At 46.0% G+C, this 20,233-nt stretch carries 25 protein-coding genes; all 25 read right to left on the bottom strand.

The genetic code is table 11. The features are described from left to right. Window positions 1-11 precede the first annotated feature (11 nt). Entirely contained in the window at window positions 12-1,124 is a 1,113-nt protein-coding gene (flhB, locus tag JOE49_RS15445; RefSeq protein WP_023988199.1) for a flagellar biosynthesis protein FlhB, read from the bottom strand. Further along, window positions 1,124-1,909 (bottom strand): flagellar biosynthetic protein FliR, encoded by a 786-nt coding sequence (gene fliR, locus JOE49_RS15440; RefSeq protein ID WP_023988198.1) that lies wholly within the window; start codon window positions 1,907-1,909, stop codon window positions 1,124-1,126. Before fliR ends, flhB begins: the two co-directional genes overlap by 1 nt. Window positions 1,910-1,919: 10 nt before the next feature. After that, window positions 1,920-2,189: a flagellar biosynthesis protein FliQ gene (gene fliQ / locus JOE49_RS15435; RefSeq protein ID WP_007430038.1), complete on the bottom strand. Its 270-nt coding sequence runs from the start codon at window positions 2,187-2,189 to the stop codon at window positions 1,920-1,922. A gap of 37 nt (window positions 2,190-2,226) precedes the next feature. Next, window positions 2,227-2,982, bottom strand: coding sequence for a flagellar type III secretion system pore protein FliP (gene fliP, locus JOE49_RS15430; protein ID WP_013309901.1), 756 nt, complete (start codon window positions 2,980-2,982; stop codon window positions 2,227-2,229). Then, window positions 2,979-3,512: a flagellar biosynthetic protein FliO gene (locus JOE49_RS15425; RefSeq protein WP_209941756.1), complete on the bottom strand. Its 534-nt coding sequence runs from the start codon at window positions 3,510-3,512 to the stop codon at window positions 2,979-2,981. Before JOE49_RS15425 ends, fliP begins: the two co-directional genes overlap by 4 nt. Before the next feature lie 12 nt (window positions 3,513-3,524). Beyond that, window positions 3,525-3,890, bottom strand: coding sequence for a response regulator (locus JOE49_RS15420; RefSeq protein ID WP_010346372.1), 366 nt, complete (start codon window positions 3,888-3,890; stop codon window positions 3,525-3,527). A 29-nt stretch (window positions 3,891-3,919) separates the two neighbouring features. After that, the gene (gene fliY / locus JOE49_RS15415) at window positions 3,920-5,230 is read right to left on the bottom strand and encodes a flagellar motor switch phosphatase FliY (protein WP_053325261.1); all 1,311 of its coding nucleotides are present in this window, start codon (window positions 5,228-5,230) and stop codon (window positions 3,920-3,922) included. Further along, on the bottom strand, window positions 5,220-6,218 hold the full coding sequence (gene fliM, locus JOE49_RS15410; protein WP_023988195.1) for a flagellar motor switch protein FliM: 999 nt from the start codon (window positions 6,216-6,218) through the stop codon (window positions 5,220-5,222). The genes fliY and fliM overlap by 11 nt, the downstream gene beginning before the upstream one ends. 43 nt (window positions 6,219-6,261) lie before the next feature. Continuing rightward, window positions 6,262-6,735 carry a flagellar basal body-associated FliL family protein gene (locus JOE49_RS15405; protein WP_023988194.1) on the bottom strand — a complete coding sequence of 158 codons (474 nt, stop codon included), beginning with the start codon at window positions 6,733-6,735 and terminating at the stop codon, window positions 6,262-6,264. Then, window positions 6,732-6,956, bottom strand: coding sequence for a flagellar FlbD family protein (locus JOE49_RS15400; RefSeq protein WP_013309896.1), 225 nt, complete (start codon window positions 6,954-6,956; stop codon window positions 6,732-6,734). Before JOE49_RS15400 ends, JOE49_RS15405 begins: the two co-directional genes overlap by 4 nt. A 60-nt stretch (window positions 6,957-7,016) precedes the next feature. Further along, a complete protein-coding gene (flgG, locus tag JOE49_RS15395; RefSeq protein ID WP_025723727.1) occupies window positions 7,017-7,826 on the bottom strand; it encodes a flagellar basal body rod protein FlgG in 810 nt (269 codons plus the stop codon). A gap of 104 nt (window positions 7,827-7,930) precedes the next feature. Continuing rightward, the gene (locus tag JOE49_RS15390) at window positions 7,931-8,311 is read right to left on the bottom strand and encodes a TIGR02530 family flagellar biosynthesis protein (RefSeq protein ID WP_209941754.1); all 381 of its coding nucleotides are present in this window, start codon (window positions 8,309-8,311) and stop codon (window positions 7,931-7,933) included. Further along, window positions 8,308-8,841 carry a flagellar hook capping FlgD N-terminal domain-containing protein gene (locus tag JOE49_RS15385; RefSeq protein ID WP_053325259.1) on the bottom strand — a complete coding sequence of 178 codons (534 nt, stop codon included), beginning with the start codon at window positions 8,839-8,841 and terminating at the stop codon, window positions 8,308-8,310. Before JOE49_RS15385 ends, JOE49_RS15390 begins: the two co-directional genes overlap by 4 nt. 19 nt (window positions 8,842-8,860) lie before the next feature. Further along, window positions 8,861-10,318, bottom strand: coding sequence for a flagellar hook-length control protein FliK (locus JOE49_RS15380; RefSeq protein ID WP_209941752.1), 1,458 nt, complete (start codon window positions 10,316-10,318; stop codon window positions 8,861-8,863). Window positions 10,319-10,344: 26 nt separating this feature from the next. Then, window positions 10,345-11,328, bottom strand: coding sequence for a magnesium transporter MgtE N-terminal domain-containing protein (locus JOE49_RS15375; RefSeq protein WP_028542724.1), 984 nt, complete (start codon window positions 11,326-11,328; stop codon window positions 10,345-10,347). Window positions 11,329-11,375: 47 nt separating this feature from the next. Next, window positions 11,376-11,819: a flagellar export protein FliJ gene (gene fliJ / locus JOE49_RS15370; protein ID WP_013309890.1), complete on the bottom strand. Its 444-nt coding sequence runs from the start codon at window positions 11,817-11,819 to the stop codon at window positions 11,376-11,378. A gap of 10 nt (window positions 11,820-11,829) precedes the next feature. After that, on the bottom strand, window positions 11,830-13,149 hold the full coding sequence (fliI, locus tag JOE49_RS15365) for a flagellar protein export ATPase FliI (protein WP_013309889.1): 1,320 nt from the start codon (window positions 13,147-13,149) through the stop codon (window positions 11,830-11,832). Then, a complete protein-coding gene (locus JOE49_RS15360) occupies window positions 13,136-13,972 on the bottom strand; it encodes a FliH/SctL family protein (RefSeq protein WP_025723732.1) in 837 nt (278 codons plus the stop codon). The genes fliI and JOE49_RS15360 overlap by 14 nt, the downstream gene beginning before the upstream one ends. Further along, the gene (gene fliG, locus JOE49_RS15355) at window positions 13,965-14,981 is read right to left on the bottom strand and encodes a flagellar motor switch protein FliG (protein WP_013370674.1); all 1,017 of its coding nucleotides are present in this window, start codon (window positions 14,979-14,981) and stop codon (window positions 13,965-13,967) included. Before fliG ends, JOE49_RS15360 begins: the two co-directional genes overlap by 8 nt. A gap of 11 nt (window positions 14,982-14,992) precedes the next feature. Further along, on the bottom strand, window positions 14,993-16,576 hold the full coding sequence (gene fliF, locus JOE49_RS15350) for a flagellar basal-body MS-ring/collar protein FliF (RefSeq protein WP_160789836.1): 1,584 nt from the start codon (window positions 16,574-16,576) through the stop codon (window positions 14,993-14,995). Window positions 16,577-16,611: 35 nt separating this feature from the next. Further along, window positions 16,612-16,926, bottom strand: coding sequence for a flagellar hook-basal body complex protein FliE (gene fliE / locus JOE49_RS15345; RefSeq protein WP_007430020.1), 315 nt, complete (start codon window positions 16,924-16,926; stop codon window positions 16,612-16,614). A 39-nt stretch (window positions 16,927-16,965) separates the two neighbouring features. Then, window positions 16,966-17,418, bottom strand: coding sequence for a flagellar basal body rod protein FlgC (flgC, locus tag JOE49_RS15340; protein ID WP_028542726.1), 453 nt, complete (start codon window positions 17,416-17,418; stop codon window positions 16,966-16,968). A 6-nt stretch (window positions 17,419-17,424) separates the two neighbouring features. Further along, entirely contained in the window at window positions 17,425-17,832 is a 408-nt protein-coding gene (gene flgB, locus JOE49_RS15335; RefSeq protein ID WP_013309883.1) for a flagellar basal body rod protein FlgB, read from the bottom strand. Between the two features lie 408 nt (window positions 17,833-18,240). After that, window positions 18,241-19,641, bottom strand: coding sequence for an ATP-dependent protease ATPase subunit HslU (gene hslU / locus JOE49_RS15330; protein WP_209941750.1), 1,401 nt, complete (start codon window positions 19,639-19,641; stop codon window positions 18,241-18,243). Between the two features lie 36 nt (window positions 19,642-19,677). After that, window positions 19,678-20,220, bottom strand: a complete 543-nt coding sequence (gene hslV / locus JOE49_RS15325; protein WP_013309881.1) for an ATP-dependent protease subunit HslV — start codon at window positions 20,218-20,220, stop codon at window positions 19,678-19,680. Between the last annotated feature and the right edge of the window lie 13 nt (window positions 20,221-20,233).

Raw genomic sequence — 20,233 nt, 5'->3', positions numbered from 1 at the left:
CTCCGATCCCTTTATTTCACTTTACCTTTTAATTTATATACATACGCCAGCACTTCGGCAACGGCCTGGAACAGATCAGCTGGTATCGCATCCCCGATTTCGGCTCGTTGAAACAGCGCCCGCGCCAGCGGCTTGTTTTCCATCGTTATTACGCCGTTTTGCTTGGCAATTTCTTTAATTCGGAGTGCAACGTAATCTTGCCCTTTCGCAATAATCTGCGGCGCTTCCATCTCCGAACCGTCATATTTCAATGCCACAGCAAAGTGCGTAGGGTTGGTGATGATGACATCTGCATTAGGAACCTCCTGCATCATACGCTGCATAGCCATACGGCGCTGACGCTCGCGAATTTTCCCCTTGATCAGCGGGTCACCCTCCATTTTCTTGTATTCATCCTTAATGTCCTGCTTGGACATTTTCAGGTTTTTCTCATGCTCGTAACGTTGATACATATAATCCAACACCGCTAAAACGAACAGCACCACACCAATTTTGAGTCCCAGTTCCATTGTTAATGAAGCTGTAAAGCTCAACATCTGATCGCCGGACATTTCAGCTAGTTTGGGTAGGTCAGCCTTTGTTTTCCAGAGTACGCTGTACACCAGATAACCAATTACGGTCATCTTTAAAACAGATTTCAGGAATTCAACCAATGACCTCATGGAAAAAATATTTTTGAATCCTTTAATCGGATCAATCTTGCTAAACTTGGGCGTAATGCCCTCTCCGGTTAATAAAAAACCGATCTGCATGTAATTTGCTACTATCCCGATGACAATAGCCCCAATAAAAATAGGTGCCAGCATAATCAAGATTTGCACGCCGTACTCACCCATCATCAGCAGCGTTGTGTTCGGCGTTACCTCCATAGAGAGCCGATTCACAAAAATATCTCGAAATAGTCGAACTGCATGATCCTTAAAATACCCGCCGAAAATCATGAGGCAAAAAAACGTAACCAGCAGGACACCAGCGGCGGGCAACTCCATACTTTTGGCAACCTGCCCTTTTTGTCTTGCATCCTGTTTCTTTTTGGGTGTAGCTTTTTCCGTTTTTTCCCCTGAGAACAACTGCAGGTTCATAGCATATTTAAATGACAAACTACGTTCCTCCAGACCAGACATTAAGGACGATTACCCATAATATCCAACAAGTTGCGCATGGATTCGAACATCACAGAAAACAATCTTTCGAATATAAAAGCAAAACTTGGCATGAGAAGCAGTAACATGAACAGTCCCACAATAATTTTAAGAGGTACACCAATAACAAAAATGTTGAATTGTGGCGCTGTTTTAGCTAAAAAACCGAGTCCCACATCTGTTAAAAAGGTAGCCACTACAATGGGAGCAGCAATTTGAAAAGCAAGCATAAATGATTCCGCAAAAGAACGTACCAGGAATTCAGTTACACTGCCACCATACAGCTTTACAAAAAAATCATTTGTCAACGGTACCCAATCATAGCTGTATAAGATAGCATTTAGCAGATGATGGTGCCCATTTATACTTAAAAAGAACAATACAGCTATGGCAAACTTAAAATTCCCCGTTAAAGGCGTTGAAGCCCCTGTCATAGGATCAAACACACTCGCCATTCCGAAACCCACCTGTAGGTCTATAAAAGAACCTGCGGTTTGGATCGCTGTCATGAACAGATATGCAGTAAACCCCAATAACAACCCAATCAGCACTTCACGGCCCACTAAGAGCACATACGCTACATCGGTCGGTACCTGTTGATGCGTACCATATGTAAGATACACGACCAAAGCTAGAAATCCTGAAATTCCGACCTTAAAGATATTAGGTACCCCTCGGGTTGAAAAAATAGGCGCTACTACAAAAAATGAGGTAATCCGACAAAAAATCAGCAAAAAAACAGGAAAACTCTGTAACAATATGTTCATAACATTCAGCCTAACCTATATATTTGTACAAATTGTCCAGAATGTTATACGTAAAGTCCACTAATGTGGTCAATATCCAGGGCCCGAACAAAAGCAATGCCAGCAATACGGCGACAATCTTCGGAACAAAGGCCAGTGTTTGCTCCTGAATTTGGGTTGTCGCCTGAAAAATGCTGATAATCAAACCCACGACTAGCCCCAAAATCAGCATCGGAGCGCTCACCTTGAGTACAATGTACACCGCTTGCCCAGCCAGGGAAATAATAAACTCCGAAGTCATTGCCGTCCTCCTTGATTGCTGTCCTTGCATGAAGTATTCATGTGTTAAAACTCAGAAGCAATGATTTGACAACCAAATACCAACCATCTACAAGTACGAAAAGCAGTATCTTAAAAGGAAGTGAAATCATTACTGGTGGTAGCATCATCATCCCCATAGCCATGAGTGTACTCGACACCACAATGTCTATAACTAAAAACGGTATGAAAATCATAAAGCCCATCTGAAATGCCGTCTTCAACTCACTGATTGCATAAGCCGGAACCATCACCGTTAGTGGAATATCCTGATAATTCTTTGGCTTTTCCATCTTGGTGTATTTCATAAAGAGCAGTAGATCCTTCTCACGTGTATGAGAGAACATAAAGGTCTTGATCGGTACCGATGCCTTATCCAGCGCCTGAGACTGTGTTATATCCCCCTTGAGATACGGCTGAAGTGCAGTTTCATTCATAGCTGAGAACGTCGGTGCCATAATGAATAAAGTGAGAAACAAAGCCAGCCCGACAAGCACCTGATTAGGCGGCATCTGCTGGGTTCCCAGCGAAGTTCGCACAAAGCCAAGCACAATCACAATTCGCGTAAAACTTGTCATAAGTACAAGCAACGCCGGCGCTACACTAATGACAGTAATAAGTAAAATAATAGACAGCGAGGTGGCACCGGGCTGTCCTTTGTCCGAATTGCCGACTTGAATATCAATGTTCGGAATCGGTTCCGCAGAGGCCGCCGTCACCGAAATGAAGCTGAACAAGACAAGCAGCAAACATGCAAGTATAATCTTTTTTCTCATGAATCTCCCGACCGATCTGTAGTATTCTCCTCATTGCGCAGCTTTTCAAGTTTATCCTTGCGATTCGGCATTTGCCGAAGCTTGGATTCAAACATCTCGTGAAAAGATGTCTCCTCTTCAGACTGCTGCTGTGCCGCGTTGTTCCGGCGAAGCTTATCCGCAATTTTAGCGAATAGCGGGGCAATCGGGCCGCGCTGCAGAGAAGCTTCTTGCTCCAGTGCGGCCAAAATTTGCTCCACTTCTTCAGGATCGGATACTTTGTCAACAAGCCGGATATCTTCTCCCACACCAATGAGGTACACACTGCTACCAACTTCAACAAGCTGAAGGGATTTATTGGGACCAAGTCCCACGCCTCCCAGTATGCGAACGGAGCGGTTGCTGAACCAGCTCTGATTTCTTTTACTCAAAAACCGTATCAAGTACACGATCAGTACGATGATAAAGATTAGCACGAAAAGGACCCAGGCAATGTTGCCTATATTGCTGGATGTACTCAATGCGTCAGAGGCACCCTGTTGTGTATCCATACTGGGTGCGCCTTACACACCCAGTGTTTTGTTGATGGCTTCGATAACCCGATCCGATTGGAAAGGCTTAACGATAAAATCTTTTGCGCCAGCTTGAATGGCATCAATAACCATTGCTTGCTGACCCATCGCGGAACACATGATAACCTTTGCGTTCGCGTCAATTTGTTTGATTTCCTTCAGAGCGGCAATGCCGTCCATTTCAGGCATCGTGATATCCATCGTAATCAGGTCCGGACGAAGCTCCTTGAATTTTTCAATGGCCTGTGATCCGTCCTGGGCCTCTCCTACTACTTCAAATCCATTTTTGGACAGGATGTCCCGAATCATCATTCTCATAAATGCAGCATCGTCCACGATCAAAATACGGTTTGCCATCTGAAATAAATCCTCCCTAAATTATGCTTTTATTGTAATTTTTGAATACGGTCCCATTGGCTTACAATATCTGTTACACGCACGCCAAAGTTCTCGTCGATTACGACAACCTCGCCCTTGGCAATCAGTTTGTTGTTAACCAAAATGTCCACCGGCTCCCCGGCAAGCTTGTCCAGTTCAATAATTGAACCTTGTGAGAGCTCTAGTATATCTTTAATTTGCTTTTGGGTCCTTCCTAATTCTACGGTGACTCTAAGGGGAATGTCCATCAATAAATTTAAATTGTTTTCATCCACTTGCGCAAATGCACCGGACTGCAAGTTAGAAAATTGTACAGGTTGTACATTTACATTACGTCCCGGTACTGCGCCGTAGTGATGAGGCGTTCCGTAAGGAGCTTGCGGCGGTACACCAGCTGGCATTCCATAACCCGGTGTTCCATAGCCTGGAGCGCCCTGCTGCCCATATCCCGGGTCTTGAGGATACATTGGCGGTTGTTGCCCATAGCCTGCGTCTTGTGGCGCCTGCGCGGCTGCAGGCTGCTGCTGATAGGCTGGTGCAGGCGGTTGCTGCGGAACGCTAGCTTGTTGCGGCGCTTCAGGAGCTGCTGTTGCAGCTACCTGCTGTGCGGACGCTTGCGGTTGTTCCTCATCCTCTCCGCCATTCATTAGGATGCTCACCATTTTTTTGGCGAAATTAACAGGTAACAGTTGCATCAGCGTAGAGTCAATAAGATCCCCGATCAATAAACGGAAGGATACTGTAATGAGCGTCTCTTCATCCGGCAGACTGGATACTCCATCACCGTGCATAGGATCCAAAATATCAATCCCCGGTGGAGAGATATTAACAAAACGATTAAACATGGTAGACATAGAGGTCGCCGACGACCCCATCATCTGGTTCATCGCTTCCTGCACGGCACTGATGTGGATTTCATTCAATTCTTCATCTACTGGGTTTCCTTCACCACCAAGCATTAAGTCAGCTATCACTTGTGCATCACGCTTTTTGATTACGAGTGAGTTAATACCCTCGAATCCATCAACATAATTTACATGTACAGCTACGTGTGGCTTTGGAAATGCAGTTTCAAATTCAGAACGGGTAATAATTGAAACTTTAGGTGTCGTAATATCCACCTTTTGACCGAGCAGTGTGGAAAGAGCCGTAGCTGCGCTGCCGAACGTTATATTACCGATTTCCCCGAGAGCATCCTGCTCCAGAGGAGTCAGAAAATCGTCAACGGTCTTGTTGGCGGGAGTAGAATCCGTCCCCGCTTCAGACTGTTTCAGCAAGGCATCGATTTCCTCCTGGGACAAATAGTCTTTACTCGTCAATTTCTTCAACTCCTTCGTTGACAATTTCATCAATTTGTACGGCAACACGATCTCTTACCATGCCGGGACTTCCCATAAACTTCAATTTCTCGCCTACCCGGATGGATAGTCCTTCTTTGACAGGCTTGTTCAATGAAATGACATCCCCTACCGAAAGACCCAGAAACTCGGCTACATTTATTCGGGATTCACCCAACTCCGCAATAATAGGGAGCTCTGCTTTGGTGACCCGTAATCTCAAGGCGTCGATCTCTTCGGGCGCCCTTGATTTCTTTTCGGATGTAAACCACTGGTGCGTGGACAGTCTGGCCATAATGGGTTCCAATACCACGTGCGGGATACAGAGGTTAATCATCCCTGTGGTATCACCAATTTTGGTGCTAAGCGAAATCAGAGCAATCGTTTCATTCGGCGAAACAATCTGCATGAACTGCGGATTTGTTTCCATCGCCTCTAGGCGCGGTTCAATGTCCAGTACCGTTTTCCAAGCCTCTTGCAGGCTATCAAAGGTACGACTGAAAATTCGCTCCATGATCGTCGTCTCGATTTCGGTCAACGCAGCAACCTTTGACGGTGCCGAACCTGTTCCTCCGAGTAGCCTGTCCAACATGGCATAAGCAACGTTCGGGTGAACCTCAAGCACCATACGGCCTTCCAGCGGTTCAGCTTCAAAAATGTTCAGAATGGTCATTTTCGGAATGGAGCGAATGAATTCATCATAAGGAAGCTGCTCCACCTGAACGACATTAATTTGGACAAAAGTACGAAGCTGCGCTGAAAAATATGTGGTCAGATACCGTGCAAAGTTCTCGTGTATCCGCGTCAGACTCCGTATATGATCCTTGGAAAACCTAAGCGCTCTTTTAAAATCATAAGCGCGAACTTTCTTTTGGGTATCTTCCTTTTTAAGTTCTTCCGCATCCATTTCACCGGACGAAAGAGCTGCTAAAAGGGCATCAATTTCCCCTTGTGACAGTACATCCACCAATGTTATTCACCCCCTTACGTGTTCCTGACAAGTTCACCTGGAATCAAATGGCTGCCAGCAAAAAGTCTGTAATTTTGGCGTTCCCCAGGTGACCTTCAGGGAGCGACTTGTTGATGAGATCCGTCAGCTTGTCACTGAACTGGTCCCGGCCTTTAGCCGTTCTGAGCTCATCAGGTTTGGTGTCTGCAAGTAATTGAATAACGATGGGCTTAATACTGATATCTTTGATTTTTTCAAAAGATTCTTTTGCTTTGGCATCGTTCAATTGAAAAGATAGGTTCATCTGGACAATGTAATCTGCGTCTGCCAAATTCGTTTTGATACCGGTAATTTCAGAGCTCACTTCCACCAATTCATCTGCTGACAATCTTGGAAGTTGTTCTGCTTGAGCAGCTTGCGCATTCGGTATGACTTCCGACTTCTTCCCGCTAAGCGCTGGTATAAGTACAAAGGCCGCGCCTGCAATCAAAGTAATCGCGAGTAAAATTGTAATGAGCCATGGCAGCATCTTCTTCATTCGTCTTCCTCCATTTGTTGCACTTTTATCGTGGCGGCATGCATGCCGATTTCACGGCTGTAACCCTTGATCAAGGAGACGACATCTGCCGCTTTTTCCAATACAATCAACCGTTTCCCCGTCACCAAAGTGACGTATGTATCCGGTGTTTCCTCCACAGTCTCAATGAGCAGCGCATTAAGCCACATAGGCGAGCCGTTCAGCCGCGTTAACGGGATCATCGTAACACCAACCTCCTGATAGGTGCGGAGGAGCCTCTACTCCTCCGCGTTTAAATGAGATTATCGTTTCAAGTTTACAACTTCCTGAAGCACTTCATCCGAGGTCGTAATGATACGCGAGTTCGCTTGGAATCCGCGCTGAGCTACGATCATTTCGGTAAATTCGCCTGTCAGATCAACGTTGGACATTTCCAGCTGACCTGAGATAATAGCTCCCAGACCATCTGCGTTCGCTACTCCAGGCTCAATTGCATCAATATTTGAGTTGACCGTAGTACGGTACAAGCTCCCGCCGATTTTTTCTAAACCTTCCGGATTCGTGACTCTGGCTAATCCAATTTGCGTGCCATTATCAACTGTTCCGTCATCCAATTGTTGTACAATTGTACCGTCCTGTGAGATGGAGAACGCTGTAACATTGTCAGCAAGTGTGATGGGATCTCCACCCGCATCTCCTACGAAAAATCCATCAGATGTAACCAGATTTCGGTTCGCGTCTACATGAAAATCGCCCGCACGAGTCAGATAAGGAACTTCCTGTGCATCATTCATTTTGACCAGGAAAAATCCGTCACCGTTAATACGTAAATCCGTTGGGTTATTCGTAGTCATTGCACTACCTGGAAGGTGCAGTGTATCAATTGAACTGACCGATACCCCCAAACCTACCTGTTTGGCATTCTGCCCGGCGGTTGTGGTTCCGTCTGGTGCACTTGCGCCTGAACTCGTTTGGCTCAAGATATCCTTGAACATCACTCGGCTGGACTTGAAGCCTGTAGTATTTACGTTTGCAATGTTGTTACCGATAACGTCCAGCTTCGTTTGAAAGCCCTTCATGCCCGATACACCTGAATACATTGATCTCAACATTGAGTATAAATCCTCCTCTGATTGGTTGCTTAGTTGACCGCATCAGTCGATCCGCGGCTTTTTCATGGCTTTCCTATTCGGGCCAGCCACTTCGTATACATTTTTCATGAAATAATTACAGCACTATCTATCTGCGTAAATACGCTATCCTCCATGGATTTCTTATCCATCGCGGTAACAACTGTTCGATTAGGTACACTTACAATCAAAGCCATATCCTGCATTAAAATCAATGATTCTTTGGCGCCTTTGGCAGCTGCTTTATCCACAGCAGAGTTAATTTTCGCCATTTGGTCACTTCTCAACTCTATTCCCCGCTGCTCCAGACGCTTGGCTGCATGATTGCTCAGCTTGAGCACCTGATCCTGCAACACCTGACCGAACGGTCTGGCATCCTTGGATACCGAATTCACTCGGTTTTGTGAGATTGCTGCCGGGGGCACGTTGGCGGGAAAAAGGCGTCCGACCGTTAGCCTGTCATTCATGAGTTCTCACCGCTTCCAGTAGAGGAAGAAGATGAAGTATCCGATGTATCTGTAGCGGGAGTCGTTGTGTTAGCCTGGCTTACTGATGTTACATCTTTTAATGCTACCTCAGCCGCTCCCATTTTGGCATACTGCACACCGTCGCGAATAACGATGGAATCCACGATTCCACTTTTCACTGTACCCGCGCCTGCTTCACCTGTAATGGAGTCTTTTTTACCTGCCTCAATCCAGCTGACTTCTTTTCCTATCAAACCGGAAGCCGTACCCAAAGACTGTCCCAATGCATTCAACTGCGTAGAAATGTTCATCAGTTGTTCCACCGAGGAAAACTGGGCCATTTGAGCGATAAATTCTTTATCCTCCAAAGGCTGCATCGGATCCTGATTTTGTAGCTGGGTGATCAAAATTTTCAGAAATTGATCTTTACCCATCGTTTTAGTATCCTTGGCACTTGCTGTTTTGACATTATTCACATTGTAATTCGGCCAGACGTTACTGGTGGATACATTGTTGTCTGTAGTCGTCATTGTGTTCTCACCTCCATCATTACGCTTGTGCTGTAAAGGAGCCTGTCCGATTCATATCATCTGCGCGTTGTTCTGCTGTCCAGTTACGAAGCTCTTCTGCCATTTCAGCTACCTTCATAGCATCCTCGCTCTCTTCTCTACCACGTGCTTTGGAACGTTGGTTGGATTGCTGCTGCTGATTAGCTCCAGATCCGCGTCCATCCTGATACATATGGGAGGAAAGCGACTCATTGTGCGTTACTTCTACCTTATCTACCTGGATACCTTGGCTCTGCAGGCTCGAACGCAGCTGCGACATTTGCTGTTCCAGCAAATCCTTCGCTCCGCTATGCTCAGTCATGAACTGGGCAACCAGATGACCATTTTGCATTGTCAGCTTAACCTCCAGCTGGCCCAGATGATCTGGACGAAGCATGATAGTCGCTTCCGTCAAACCAGTGTGTTTTACAATGTCAAGTTTCTGCACTACAAATTCGGTCATCTCCTTGGCAAATTGCCGTACATGTACGACTGGTTGAGCTGGAGCCGAAGGTGTTGTTCCTTGCGTTTGTACCGAAAGCTGTCCCGCAGTTGTGATCACTGGAGTCTGATTGTCAGTTGCTGTCGGATCCGCTTGCTCAGTTGCATCTACGAATGCACTCGCTTCATCCGCTCCAGTCGTCTTAACTGTAGACTGAACGAGAATATTAGTTGATGAACGTTGCCCTTCTGAACCTTGCTGATTAGTTTCGCCCTGACTTGCTTGCTGCTGAGAAACAACAACCTGTTTGTCTGTAGTAGCTGTAGCTACGGTCTGAGTACCATTTGCTCGATTTGCAGAAGGCTGAACCGCTTGTGAGTCCCCACCATCAGCAAGTTCCACAGCTTTCATTACACCATTCCACTGCTCATCGGAAATAGCTCCCGTCCCTGCCGTTGCGCTTTGGAGCGATTGTAGCAACTGTGCCACCTGGGACTTTTGGTCTCCAGAAGCCTGCTCTGCTACATTGGCAAGTTGTGACAAAGCGTCCTGCAATGCAAATCGAAGAGTAGCAGGGTTGGCTGCCAAGGCTGTTAAGCCTGTCGCCTCTGACGTTTCTCCACCGTTTAACTGTTGATTTGTTCCGTCGCCTTGCAAAAACTGTTGTACTTGCTGAATCCACGCTTGCAGAGAAGCAAGCAGAGCAGGATCGGCAGCTACCTGATCATCCAGCTTTTCGAGATTCTGCAGCAAAGGAGCCAGTGTTTCGACCAGCGGCTCGGTTGGAGCTTCCGTGGATTCTCCCGTTGCAATCAGCGGAAGTACCATAACTAATGGAGAACCGTTCGCATCTGTGCCTGCTGAGCCCGTTTGCCCGCCTGTCATCATTTGCGTAAGTGTTTGATTAAAAGCACCCGTGGTTGCTCCGGCAGCCGTGGCTGTACTCGTTGTTGAGGCTGTCGTACTGCTAGCTGTTTGATTGGAGCTGAGCGATACACTTTGAGAAATAAGGGTCATTTATTTTTCACCTCCCTTCATTTAAATTACTTACTGCCCATCAGTTTGTTCAAAATTTTTGCAGTCTGAGCCGCATCCTTGGCAGACATATTTTGTAGTAAAGAACCACGTGTCGAATCATCTACTGTATTTAATATGTTTAATGCCTTGTCTGGACTGATTTTGTAAGTTTGTAAAATAAGTTCGGCACCGCTCTTCTTGTCCATGGAAGCAAATGTGCTACTGATTTGAGTGCTTTGCAAACTCTTACTCGTCGTGCCAGCTGTGGTACCTTGATCCTTTTTCAGACGAGACTGCAACGCAGCAACTGACAAATCCGTAGATGGCGTTACGTTTTTCAGAGCCATAGTAATATCGGCTGCTTTTTTAGCGTCCATCTTTTGCAAAATCTTTGCACTGTTGGCAGGGTCCATGTAGCTTAGCAGCTGCACAGTCTCTTCCGTAGTCAGATTCTCCATAATCGGTGCCGCTTTACTAGCTGTCATTCCTTCATACATGCTAGCAAGATCTCTGGCCTGTTTTACATAAGGATCTTCATTTGTTGTTCCACCTGTAGTTTGCGTACCAGCCTGTCCCTGCTGACTGGCCTGTGGCTGCTGTTCCTGTTGCGTTTGCAGCGTATTGACCTGATTCTGCAGTTCAGTAACCTTTTTATCTTGTGTCGTCTTAGCAGCGGTAGCCTTTTTAAGCTCCTCCGTCTGCTTGGCTAAATCTGACTTTAACTGCTGAATGGTTGCTTCAGAACTTTCAGACTGTGCCTTCTGATCTGCCTCTTTCGTCTGGGTAGCCTTATCTTTCGGTTCAGGCACCCAATTTTTAACAACTGGTATTTTGTTCCCTAATGAAATCATTTCGCTTCTGAAGTCCATATTGAACAATGTAAGCAGGACCCCGACCAGAACGATTGTGAACACAATCGGAATCAGGAAAAACATAAACCGTTCAAATCCCCCGCCTGATTCTTTTCCTAAATCCATATCCAGTTCATTTTCTGCTAACTTCTGTGCCATCGTCTTCCTCCTCAGGCAGCTGATATGCGTATCCTATGACTTTCCGCTTACCGGGCTTTCATGGCAAATCGCACGGAAGCCATTTCATCCAGCTCGTTCTGCTCGCGCAGGAGCATTTCCTGTTGGAATTTCACGTTGGCCTTCTCTCTCGCTTTCAGCCAAACCTGTTCATCCAGCATTTTATCGGTCAAAACGGTTTGTTTGCTTTGCACATTTTGCTGCGCATATTGAACATCCCTATGCTTGCGTGTAATACATTGGTCCAGATGATTAACATAAGCCTGTAATTCCTGAATGGTAGAGAGTGGCGCGCAATCCTCGGCAGCCTTTTGAATGGCTGATATGACCCGATTCCTTTCGCCTACAAGCTGTGTTAATGTCTGCTCCTCAGCCTGCAATTGTCCAACAGCACTGGAAAGCAACCATTCGGCCTGTGACTTTTCGTTGGTTTTCAAGTCTACAACTTTCTGAAAGGAATACTGAAATCTCATCGTTCAACCTTCATCTCCTCGTAAATTCAGAAATCAAACGCTCCCTTACCTCGTCCAGTTCAGCCTTTTCATCTGTTCTTTGTCTTGTAAAATCCCATATATCCCGTATGCGCTCCATGGATTCGTCAATTTCTGCATTTGAACCCTGCTGATAGGCCCCGATATTAATCAGGTCCTCCGAATCTTTGTAAACGGCCATTAAGCGCTTAATGTTCTCGGCAGCGTCTATCTGATCTCGTGGTGCGATATCCTTCATAACCCGGCTAATACTCGCTAACACATCAATTGCGGGAAAATGTCCTTTGTTCGCAATCCCACGATTCAAGACAATGTGTCCATCCAAAATCCCGCGCACCGCATCTGCGATGGGCTCGTTCATATCATCACCATCGACCAGTACCGTATAAAAAGCGGTTATGGAGCCAGTAGGACCTGTCCCTGCACGTTCTAGAAGCTTAGGTAGACTAGCAAACACGGAAGGTGTGTACCCTCTCATTGCTGGCGGCTCCCCTACGGCTAGTCCCACTTCACGTTGGGCCATCGCATACCGGGTAACTGAATCCATCATCAGCATGACATTTAACCCGCGATCCCGAAAATATTCCGCAATCGTCGTTGCAATAAGTGCACCCTTAATACGGATTAACGCAGGCTGGTCGGAAGTTGCCACAATGACCACGGAACGTTCTAGTCCCTCCGGACCTAAATCCCGTTCAATAAAGTCCAGCACCTCGCGTCCACGTTCCCCGATCAAGGCAATTACATTCACATCAGCTTCCGTATTACGAGCAATCATTCCCATCAAGGTACTTTTACCTACACCCGAACCTGCAAAAATACCAACCCGTTGTCCTTTACCGATAGTAAGCAACCCGTCGATAGCGCGCACCCCGATACTGATTGGTTCCTGCACACGCGGACGATTCAGCGGATTGGACGGAATATTGAAGGTTGAATATCTCGCCATTCGAGAGGGAATCAATGAGCCATCCAGAGGCTGACCCAATCCGTCCAGCACTTTGCCTAACAGCTCCGACCCGACCTGCACATTCAACGGTTTCCCTGTTCCTACAACATCACAACCGGGACCAATGGATTGCAGTTCTCCAAGTGGCATCAGAAGCACTTTATTGTCCCTGAAGCCTACGACCTCCGCTTGCAAGGGCTTTGCCGTTTTACCCGGATAAATGTAACAAACATCCCCGATACTGGCGTCTGGACCTTCCGATTCAACCATCAAGCCGATAACCTGCGTAACCTTGCCATTTACCCGAACCGGGTCCAGCTGGCGCAAATGATCCATGTAGCGCTGCGCATTAAGCCCCTTCATGTCTTCGCTCCTCATTCTCATGTGCCAGACGCAATAATTCCTTTTTGATCTCAGCTAATTGTGTATCAATCCGCGCATCCACACTTCCAAAGGAAGAACGGATAACACAACCGCGATCTTTCACAGTACCATCAGGAATAATTTGCAGTTCTGCCTGCGAATCGACAGTTAATGACAATTCTTCTCGCGCACCTTGCACAAATGCGAAATGCTGAGGCGACACACACAATGTAATGGTTCCTTTTTCCCGCTTACGAGCCAAATTTTTACGAATTAATTCAATCGTGTATTCAGGCTCAAGGCTAAGCTGTTTCTCAATGACCTTCTCAGCAATAGCACTACTCAGTTCAACCAGGAAAGGCTCAGCTTCCTGAATCAGTTGTTCCTTGATCTCATAGGCCTGACGCAGAATATCCTGTGCTTCTTCCATCATCTGCTCTGATTTCGTCTGGAGCTCGGCCTCAGCCAGCTTCTGACCTTCTTCATATCCTTGCTGAAACCCATCAGCTTTTAACGACTGAGTTAACTGCTCGTCATGCTCGCGTCGTTCCTGCCACCAGGCTTCAATCTGCTGCTGTGCCTCCTGAAGCATCCGTTCCGCTTCTTCAGCTGCCTCGCGAACCTGACGTTCGGCAAAATCCTTAGCATCATTCAGCATTTCATCCCGTAGCCGTTCAGCCTCGTGATCTCGCTGAGGCTCCGGCTCCGTATATTCAGTTGTGATTTCTTCATCCGTCGTTTCTGGCGCATACGTATGTGCCACATCAATTGTTTTCAAAGCCTCTACAGGAACATATTGGAAAGATTTGATCAAGTTAGACAATGATGTCATCTCCTCCGCCGCGTGCGATTATAATCTCACCGGCCTCTTCCAATCTGCGGATTGTCGATACGATACGTGTCTGTGCTTCTTCCACATCACGCAACCGCACCGGTCCCATGTACTCCATTTCCTCTTTGAAGGTTTCTGCCATACGTTTCGACATATTTCGGAAAATCACATCGCGTACTTCTTCACTGGACACTTTAAGCGCCAATTGCAAATCTGCATTGTCGATATCGCGGATAATGCGCTGAATGGAACGGTTGTCCACATTGACGATATCCTCGAACACGAACATTCTTTTCTTGATTTCCTCAGCCAGTTCTGGATCTTGAATTTCAAGCGAGTCGAGAATCGTACGTTCGGTTCCGCGGTCTACGCCATTCAAAATCTGAACAATGGACTCGATACCACCCGCATTTGTATAATCCTGCGTTGCGGTTGCAGATAGCTTTTGCTCTAACACTCGTTCCACCTGGGAAATAACTTCCGGAGATGTACTGTCCATGACAGCGACACGCCGGGCCACATCTGCCTGTTTTTCCTGTGGCAGAGACGACAGAATTGCAGCCGCCTGCTCGAATTGCAAGTACGAAAGCACGAGAGCAATCGTTTGCGGATTCTCATTCTGTATAAAATTCAATATCTGGTTTGGATCAGCCTTGCGGGCAAAATCGAAGGGTCTTACCTGTAACGTCGCTGTTAGACGGTTAATGACCTCAACTGCTTTTTGCGACCCGAGTGCTTTTTCCAATATTTCTTTAGCGTAATTAATACCGCCTTGGGAAATGTACTCCTGAGCCAAACAAATTTGATGAAACTCGGCCATGATGGAGTCCTTCTCAATGGCATCGACCTTCCGCACATTGGCAATTTCCAATGTAAGTTGCTCGATCTCCTCATCACGCAAATGCTTGAATATTTGAGCAGATACCTCTGGTCCCATTGTGATCAGAAGTATAGCTGCTTTCTGTCTTCCCGTTAAACCTTGACTGCTTGCCTTTGCCAATGAACTCACCTCTATTCGTCAGCCAGCCATGTACGAAGCAGATTGACGAATTCGTCGGGTTTCTTTTTCGCCAGACTTTCAAGCTGTTTACGCACTTGACTTTCATTTGTCACACTTTCCATGGTAATAGACGGGAACTCCGTCGGCGTTGGCATGAGTTGCAATTCTTCATCCAACTCTTCTTCCTGCTTACGACGACCGCGTACGATGAGGAAGATTACCCCCGCCAGCAGTGCCAGAACAGCAGCTCCGATGCCCCATAGCCAAGGGTTGGAAGCTGAGAAGAATGTATTCGTGCTCGCAGGTGCTGGAACAGCTTGTGAGAACACTGAAACCTTCTTAGCCAAATCAGCGTCTGTAATAGTAGTACCAGAATTCGCCAAAGATGCTCTTACAATATTAACCAAAATATTTTGAATTGCTGTCTGAGTTGCAGTATCCAACGTTTGCTGACCTGTTGGTGGTTCAACTGCAACATTAATGGTTAAATCTTTTACAGTGTACGGACTTTGGATAATATCCCTTGCAATTCGGTTAACTTCGTAGTTAATCGTACTTGAGCTCTTATCTGAGCTGGTATTACCGGAATTAGCTCCTCCCGGGTAGCCCGGAACATCCTGTGTTCCTGTTCCTGCAACTCCTCCGGTTTGTCCACTACTGCCCGTATAGCTTTCCTGAATTTGTTGGGCACTAATTTCAATACCCTTCATTTTCGTTTGATCAACAGGTGTGACCATTTGTTCTTTTGATGTGACTTTGTCGAAATTTAGCTGGGACATAACCAGCACGTTTACCTTGTCGTCTCCAACAATTTTCGACAAAAATTGTTGGACATTATTCCTTACATCGCTCTCAAACTTCTTCTGTAGAGCCATGTTTTCCTGAACACCACTAGTGAGCCCACCTTGGCCGCCCTTGGCCGTTGGAATCAACTCATATTCCTTATTGGTGATCGTAATGTTTTCCACTGGCAGATTCGGTACGGCCGTTTTTACCAGATTAAAATATCCGTCGATCGCTTGCTGATTTGGAGTAAAGCCAGGCTCGAATTCCATTTGAATCGAAGCGGAGGCTTTGTCCTTTTCTTCAAGTCCGGCAAAAATGTTTTCCTTTGGCATATTAATGACAGCTTTGGAGCTTTGGACACCATCCATCCGTTCCAACAGTTGCTGTATTTCGCCGTTCAATGCATTATTGTACTTCACATTGAACTCGTTCTCCGTCATACCAATGGCAGAGGAGGACTGGTCAAAAGCACTCATGCCGATTGAACCCTTCTGAATCAGGCCTTGAGACCCAACATCTACCTTCGCCTTATCCGCATTAGCGGTTGGAACTGCGATTTGTGTCCCACCAGCATTAAGTTGATACGGTATACCCGCAGAATCGAGATATTTAATGACTCCGGCTGCATCGTTAGCATTTAAATCTCGGAAAGCCACTTCATACTCGGTTTTAGTAAACTGCATCGTTAGCACTACAACGGCGATAATGATGAATGCTAATGTCGAAACAAGTAATATCTTCTGTTTTTTGCTGAAATTATTCCAATACCCGGAAATCTTATCCCGATATTGGGCGATTCTCTCGTTCACTCCGTCACCCCATCCGAAACTTTGCTAAACCCTCTTTACATCTGTGTACGCATGATCTCCTGATAGGCTTCGATCGCTTTGTTTCGGACCTGTGTAGTAAGCTGCAGGGAAAGCAGCGCTTGTTGGGAAGTGATCATGACCTGATCTACATCAACTTTGCCTGCCATGAATTGGTCGGACATCTGGTGCGTAGCGGCTTCCTGCTGCCCTACTTCATTGAGAGCATCCTTTAGGAAGGAACCAAAATCCTTCAAGGATTCGGAAGGCGTCGCTTTCGTCAACTCATTGTTAGGCGATTGAATCTGCTGTATTACCGGTGTCTGTACATTAAACATGGCGTTCTGAATCATGTTTTACTCTCCCTATTAAGTAGTTAGTAGTCCTAGAACTTAGCGACCGATTTCAAGCGCTTTGGAAACCATAGCCTTTGATGCATTCAGAGCTGTTACATTGGCTTCGTATGAGCGTGTTGCGGATATCATGTCGACCATTTCTTTCATAATGTCTACATTAGGCATATATACATAGCCATCTTTATCAGCGTCCGGGTGACCCGGATTGTACACAGGCTTCAAAGGTGACTGATCTTCCTGAATTTGCGAAACCTTAACGCCAGCAGCGTTTGTGCTACTTCCTTCCATTTGAGCCTTTAAAACATCGGCAAAGCCAGATTGGTTCGGCTCCAAAACAACCGTTTTTCTCCGATATGGAACTGCTTGTCCATTCTCTACTTTCGCCCGAGTTGTCTCTGCGTTGGCAATGTTGCTAGATATAACGTCCATCCGCAACCGTTGGGCCGTAAGAGCAGATGCACTAATATCAAAGCCGTTGTTAATCTTCACCTAGTCCTATCTCCCTTCTACCGCTGTTCTCATCATTTTGATGCGCTCATTAATTTCTTGGATGTAGGTATTATATCTTAGTTGATTTTCAGCCATAAGACTCATTTCTCTGTCGATATCTACGTTGTTCATATTGTTATTCATGACTGAGTACCCATCTTTGGTGACCGTGGCATCTGGAATGGAGTTCACAGGTCCTATTTGAAAATGTCTTGAATTGGTTACTTTTCCACGTAGTGGTGTGACATCACCGTCCATTTGCTGCTGAAGCAGTTCTTCAAATGAAACCTCCGAACGCTTAAAATACGGGGTATCCGCATTGGATATATTGTCCGCCATCACACGTTGTCTCGTATTTGCCGCCTGTACACCTGCCTGAAGCTTTTGAAAGCTCATATCACCCAGCAGATTCATTTAGCTCCTCCCTCCCAGCGTCTACTCCAAAGTAAGATTCAATAAAACAAGATTTTTCACTTTTTTTCGACAATAAAATTTCATAATTATACATTTCTTTTAGGTCTTAAGTAGAAAATAATAACTTTCTGTCATATATTCTAAGTTTCGTAGAGTTGGGACCTAATTACAATAAGAAAAAAGCCCTATCTTTTTTAAAAAAGAGGGCTTTAGATGCATAAAATGTTAAATTTTTCAGGTTTATTTCAAGAAAATGAATGTTTTCTTAGCACTTTACACCTGTAAAAGATTATACGTCCTACTTTTGGAATAGACAGAAAAATCATCAACTTGACCATTATCTAGGTCTAAACGACGGTGCAAGATAGTGTTATTCTGGACCACACACCCTATTTTTAGAAACCCTATTCATAAAATATACTGACTAAGGTCCCTGTTTTGGGCAATATCTCCCAGCTTCTCACGTACATATTCCGGGGTAATGATCATACGATCCAATGTAAGCTCTGGTGCTTCAAACGACAGATCCTCCAGCAGCTTTTCTAGAATGGTATGCAAACGACGTGCGCCAATATTTTCGGTGTTGCGATTTACAGACTCAGCAATGCTGGCAATCTCACGGATCGCTTCCTCAGAAAATTCGACTTCAATCTCCTCAGTACGGAGTAAATCAGTGTATTGCTTGGTCAGCGCATTTTTAGGCTCCGTCAATATCGACACAAACTCATCCAAGGTCAGGCTACTTAATTCCACACGGATTGGGAAACGGCCCTGAAGCTCAGGGATCAGGTCAGATGGTTTTGCAACATGAAAAGCACCTGCAGCAATAAACAGAATGTAATCTGTTCTTACCGGACCGTATTTGGTCATGATGGTAGATCCCTCGACAATAGGTAAAATATCGCGCTGGACGCCTTCTCTTGACACATCGGGGCCACTACCCTTACCCTGGTTGGCAATCTTATCTATTTCATCAATAAAAATAATACCGGATTGCTCAGCACGCTTCACAGACTCCTGAATCACATCATCCATATCGATCAATTTGGCGGCTTCATCTTGAATCAACACCTTGCGAGCTTCCTTGACTGGTAGCTTGCGCTTCTTCGTCCGCTTGGGCAGAAAACTTCCGAACATCTCCTGCATATTCATACCCATTTGTTCATTCCCTTGCCCAGCAAACATATCGAGCATATTGGGTGCAGTATCCTCCACATCAATCTCTATGACATCATCCTCAAGCTTACCGGATAACAGATCGAATTTAACCTTACGGCGCTTTTCCGCCAAAGATCCATCCTGTTGTGGTGGTTCTTCTTCTACCGAAGTTCCCGTGTTATTGCCAAACAGCATTTCAAAGGGATTACGTTGCGATTTGTTTGACTTTTCTGCAGGTACAAGGATGCTGACAATCCGTTCATTTGCCATGTCCTCCGCTTTGTCCTTCACATTCTCTGTTCGTTCCGTCTTAACGATGCGAATGGAGGTTTCCATCAGATCACGCACCATGGATTCCACATCACGACCGACGTAACCCACTTCTGTAAATTTGGTCGCCTCTACCTTGACAAAAGGAGCCCCCACGAGCCGTGCAAGTCTACGTGCAATTTCAGTTTTACCCACACCTGTCGGTCCGATCATCAAAATATTTTTAGGCACAATTTCATCCCGGATATCATCCGGCAGCTTACTACGCCGATAACGGTTACGCAAGGCAACAGCAACAGATTTTTTAGCTTCCTTTTGTCCGACAATATACTTATCCAGCTCGGATACCACTTGTCTGGGCGTCAACGATTGATTATTCATTTTGCACTCCTCCACCCTTGAATACTCAGAGCCGATTTACAGTTCTTCCACGATAATCTGATTGTTCGTATACACACATATTTCCGAAGCAACCTCTAGCGCTTCCCGTGCCATGTCCTTTGCTTCCATGCCAGAGCCATGGCGTTTGAAAGCACGGGCAGCCGCCAATGCAAAATTACCACCTGAGCCAATCGCAAGCACATCATCATCCGGCTCGATAATTTCGCCGCCTCCAGAAATGAGCAGCATTCCGGATGAGTCCATCACAATCATGAGCGCTTCCAGCTTGCGCAGAATACGATCCTGACGCCAGTCCTTGGCCAGTTCCACGGCTGCTCTTTGAAGATTTCCGTGGTGTTCCTCTAGCTTATTTTCGAACTTTTCAAATAACGTGATAGCATCTGCCACCGAACCCGCAAATCCAGCAACGACCTGACCACGATACAATCTGCGCACTTTTTTTGCCGTCTGCTTCATTACAACACTGTTGCCGAACGTTACCTGTCCATCACCCGCAATAGCTCCTTTGCCATTGTGGCGTACAGCGCAGATGGTGGTAGCATGAAAGGACATATCCATAACGCGCTCCTCC

This window comes from Paenibacillus sp. PvR133 (assembly GCF_017833155.1).
GTDB classification, from domain to species: domain Bacteria; phylum Bacillota; class Bacilli; order Paenibacillales; family Paenibacillaceae; genus Paenibacillus; species Paenibacillus polymyxa_B.
This window is presented reverse-complemented; position numbering and strand designations above follow the sequence as displayed.

Bases quoted from the DNA above. Each gene is read 5' to 3' on its own strand.
- flhB (WP_023988199.1), bottom strand. From the start codon at position 1,124: ATGTCTGGTCTGGAGGAACGTAGTTTGTCATTTAAATATGCTATGAAC.
- fliR (WP_023988198.1), bottom strand. From the start codon at position 1,909: ATGAACATATTGTTACAGAGTTTTCCTGTTTTTTTGCTGATTTTTTGT.
- fliQ (WP_007430038.1), bottom strand. From the start codon at position 2,189: ATGACTTCGGAGTTTATTATTTCCCTGGCTGGGCAAGCGGTGTACATT.
- fliP (WP_013309901.1), bottom strand. From the start codon at position 2,982: ATGAGAAAAAAGATTATACTTGCATGTTTGCTGCTTGTCTTGTTCAGC.
- JOE49_RS15425 (WP_209941756.1), bottom strand. From the start codon at position 3,512: ATGGATACACAACAGGGTGCCTCTGACGCATTGAGTACATCCAGCAAT.
- JOE49_RS15420 (WP_010346372.1), bottom strand. From the start codon at position 3,890: ATGGCAAACCGTATTTTGATCGTGGACGATGCTGCATTTATGAGAATG.
- JOE49_RS15405 (WP_023988194.1), bottom strand. From the start codon at position 6,735: ATGAAGAAGATGCTGCCATGGCTCATTACAATTTTACTCGCGATTACT.
- JOE49_RS15400 (WP_013309896.1), bottom strand. From the start codon at position 6,956: ATGATCCCGTTAACGCGGCTGAACGGCTCGCCTATGTGGCTTAATGCG.
- flgG (WP_025723727.1), bottom strand. From the start codon at position 7,826: ATGTTGAGATCAATGTATTCAGGTGTATCGGGCATGAAGGGCTTTCAA.
- JOE49_RS15390 (WP_209941754.1), bottom strand. From the start codon at position 8,311: ATGAATGACAGGCTAACGGTCGGACGCCTTTTTCCCGCCAACGTGCCC.
- JOE49_RS15385 (WP_053325259.1), bottom strand. From the start codon at position 8,841: ATGACGACTACAGACAACAATGTATCCACCAGTAACGTCTGGCCGAAT.
- JOE49_RS15380 (WP_209941752.1), bottom strand. From the start codon at position 10,318: ATGACCCTTATTTCTCAAAGTGTATCGCTCAGCTCCAATCAAACAGCT.
- JOE49_RS15375 (WP_028542724.1), bottom strand. From the start codon at position 11,328: ATGGCACAGAAGTTAGCAGAAAATGAACTGGATATGGATTTAGGAAAA.
- fliJ (WP_013309890.1), bottom strand. From the start codon at position 11,819: ATGAGATTTCAGTATTCCTTTCAGAAAGTTGTAGACTTGAAAACCAAC.
- fliI (WP_013309889.1), bottom strand. From the start codon at position 13,149: ATGAAGGGGCTTAATGCGCAGCGCTACATGGATCATTTGCGCCAGCTG.
- fliE (WP_007430020.1), bottom strand. From the start codon at position 16,926: ATGATTCAGAACGCCATGTTTAATGTACAGACACCGGTAATACAGCAG.
- flgB (WP_013309883.1), bottom strand. From the start codon at position 17,832: ATGAATCTGCTGGGTGATATGAGCTTTCAAAAGCTTCAGGCAGGTGTA.
- hslU (WP_209941750.1), bottom strand. From the start codon at position 19,641: ATGAATAATCAATCGTTGACGCCCAGACAAGTGGTATCCGAGCTGGAT.
- hslV (WP_013309881.1), bottom strand. From the start codon at position 20,220: ATGGATATGTCCTTTCATGCTACCACCATCTGCGCTGTACGCCACAAT.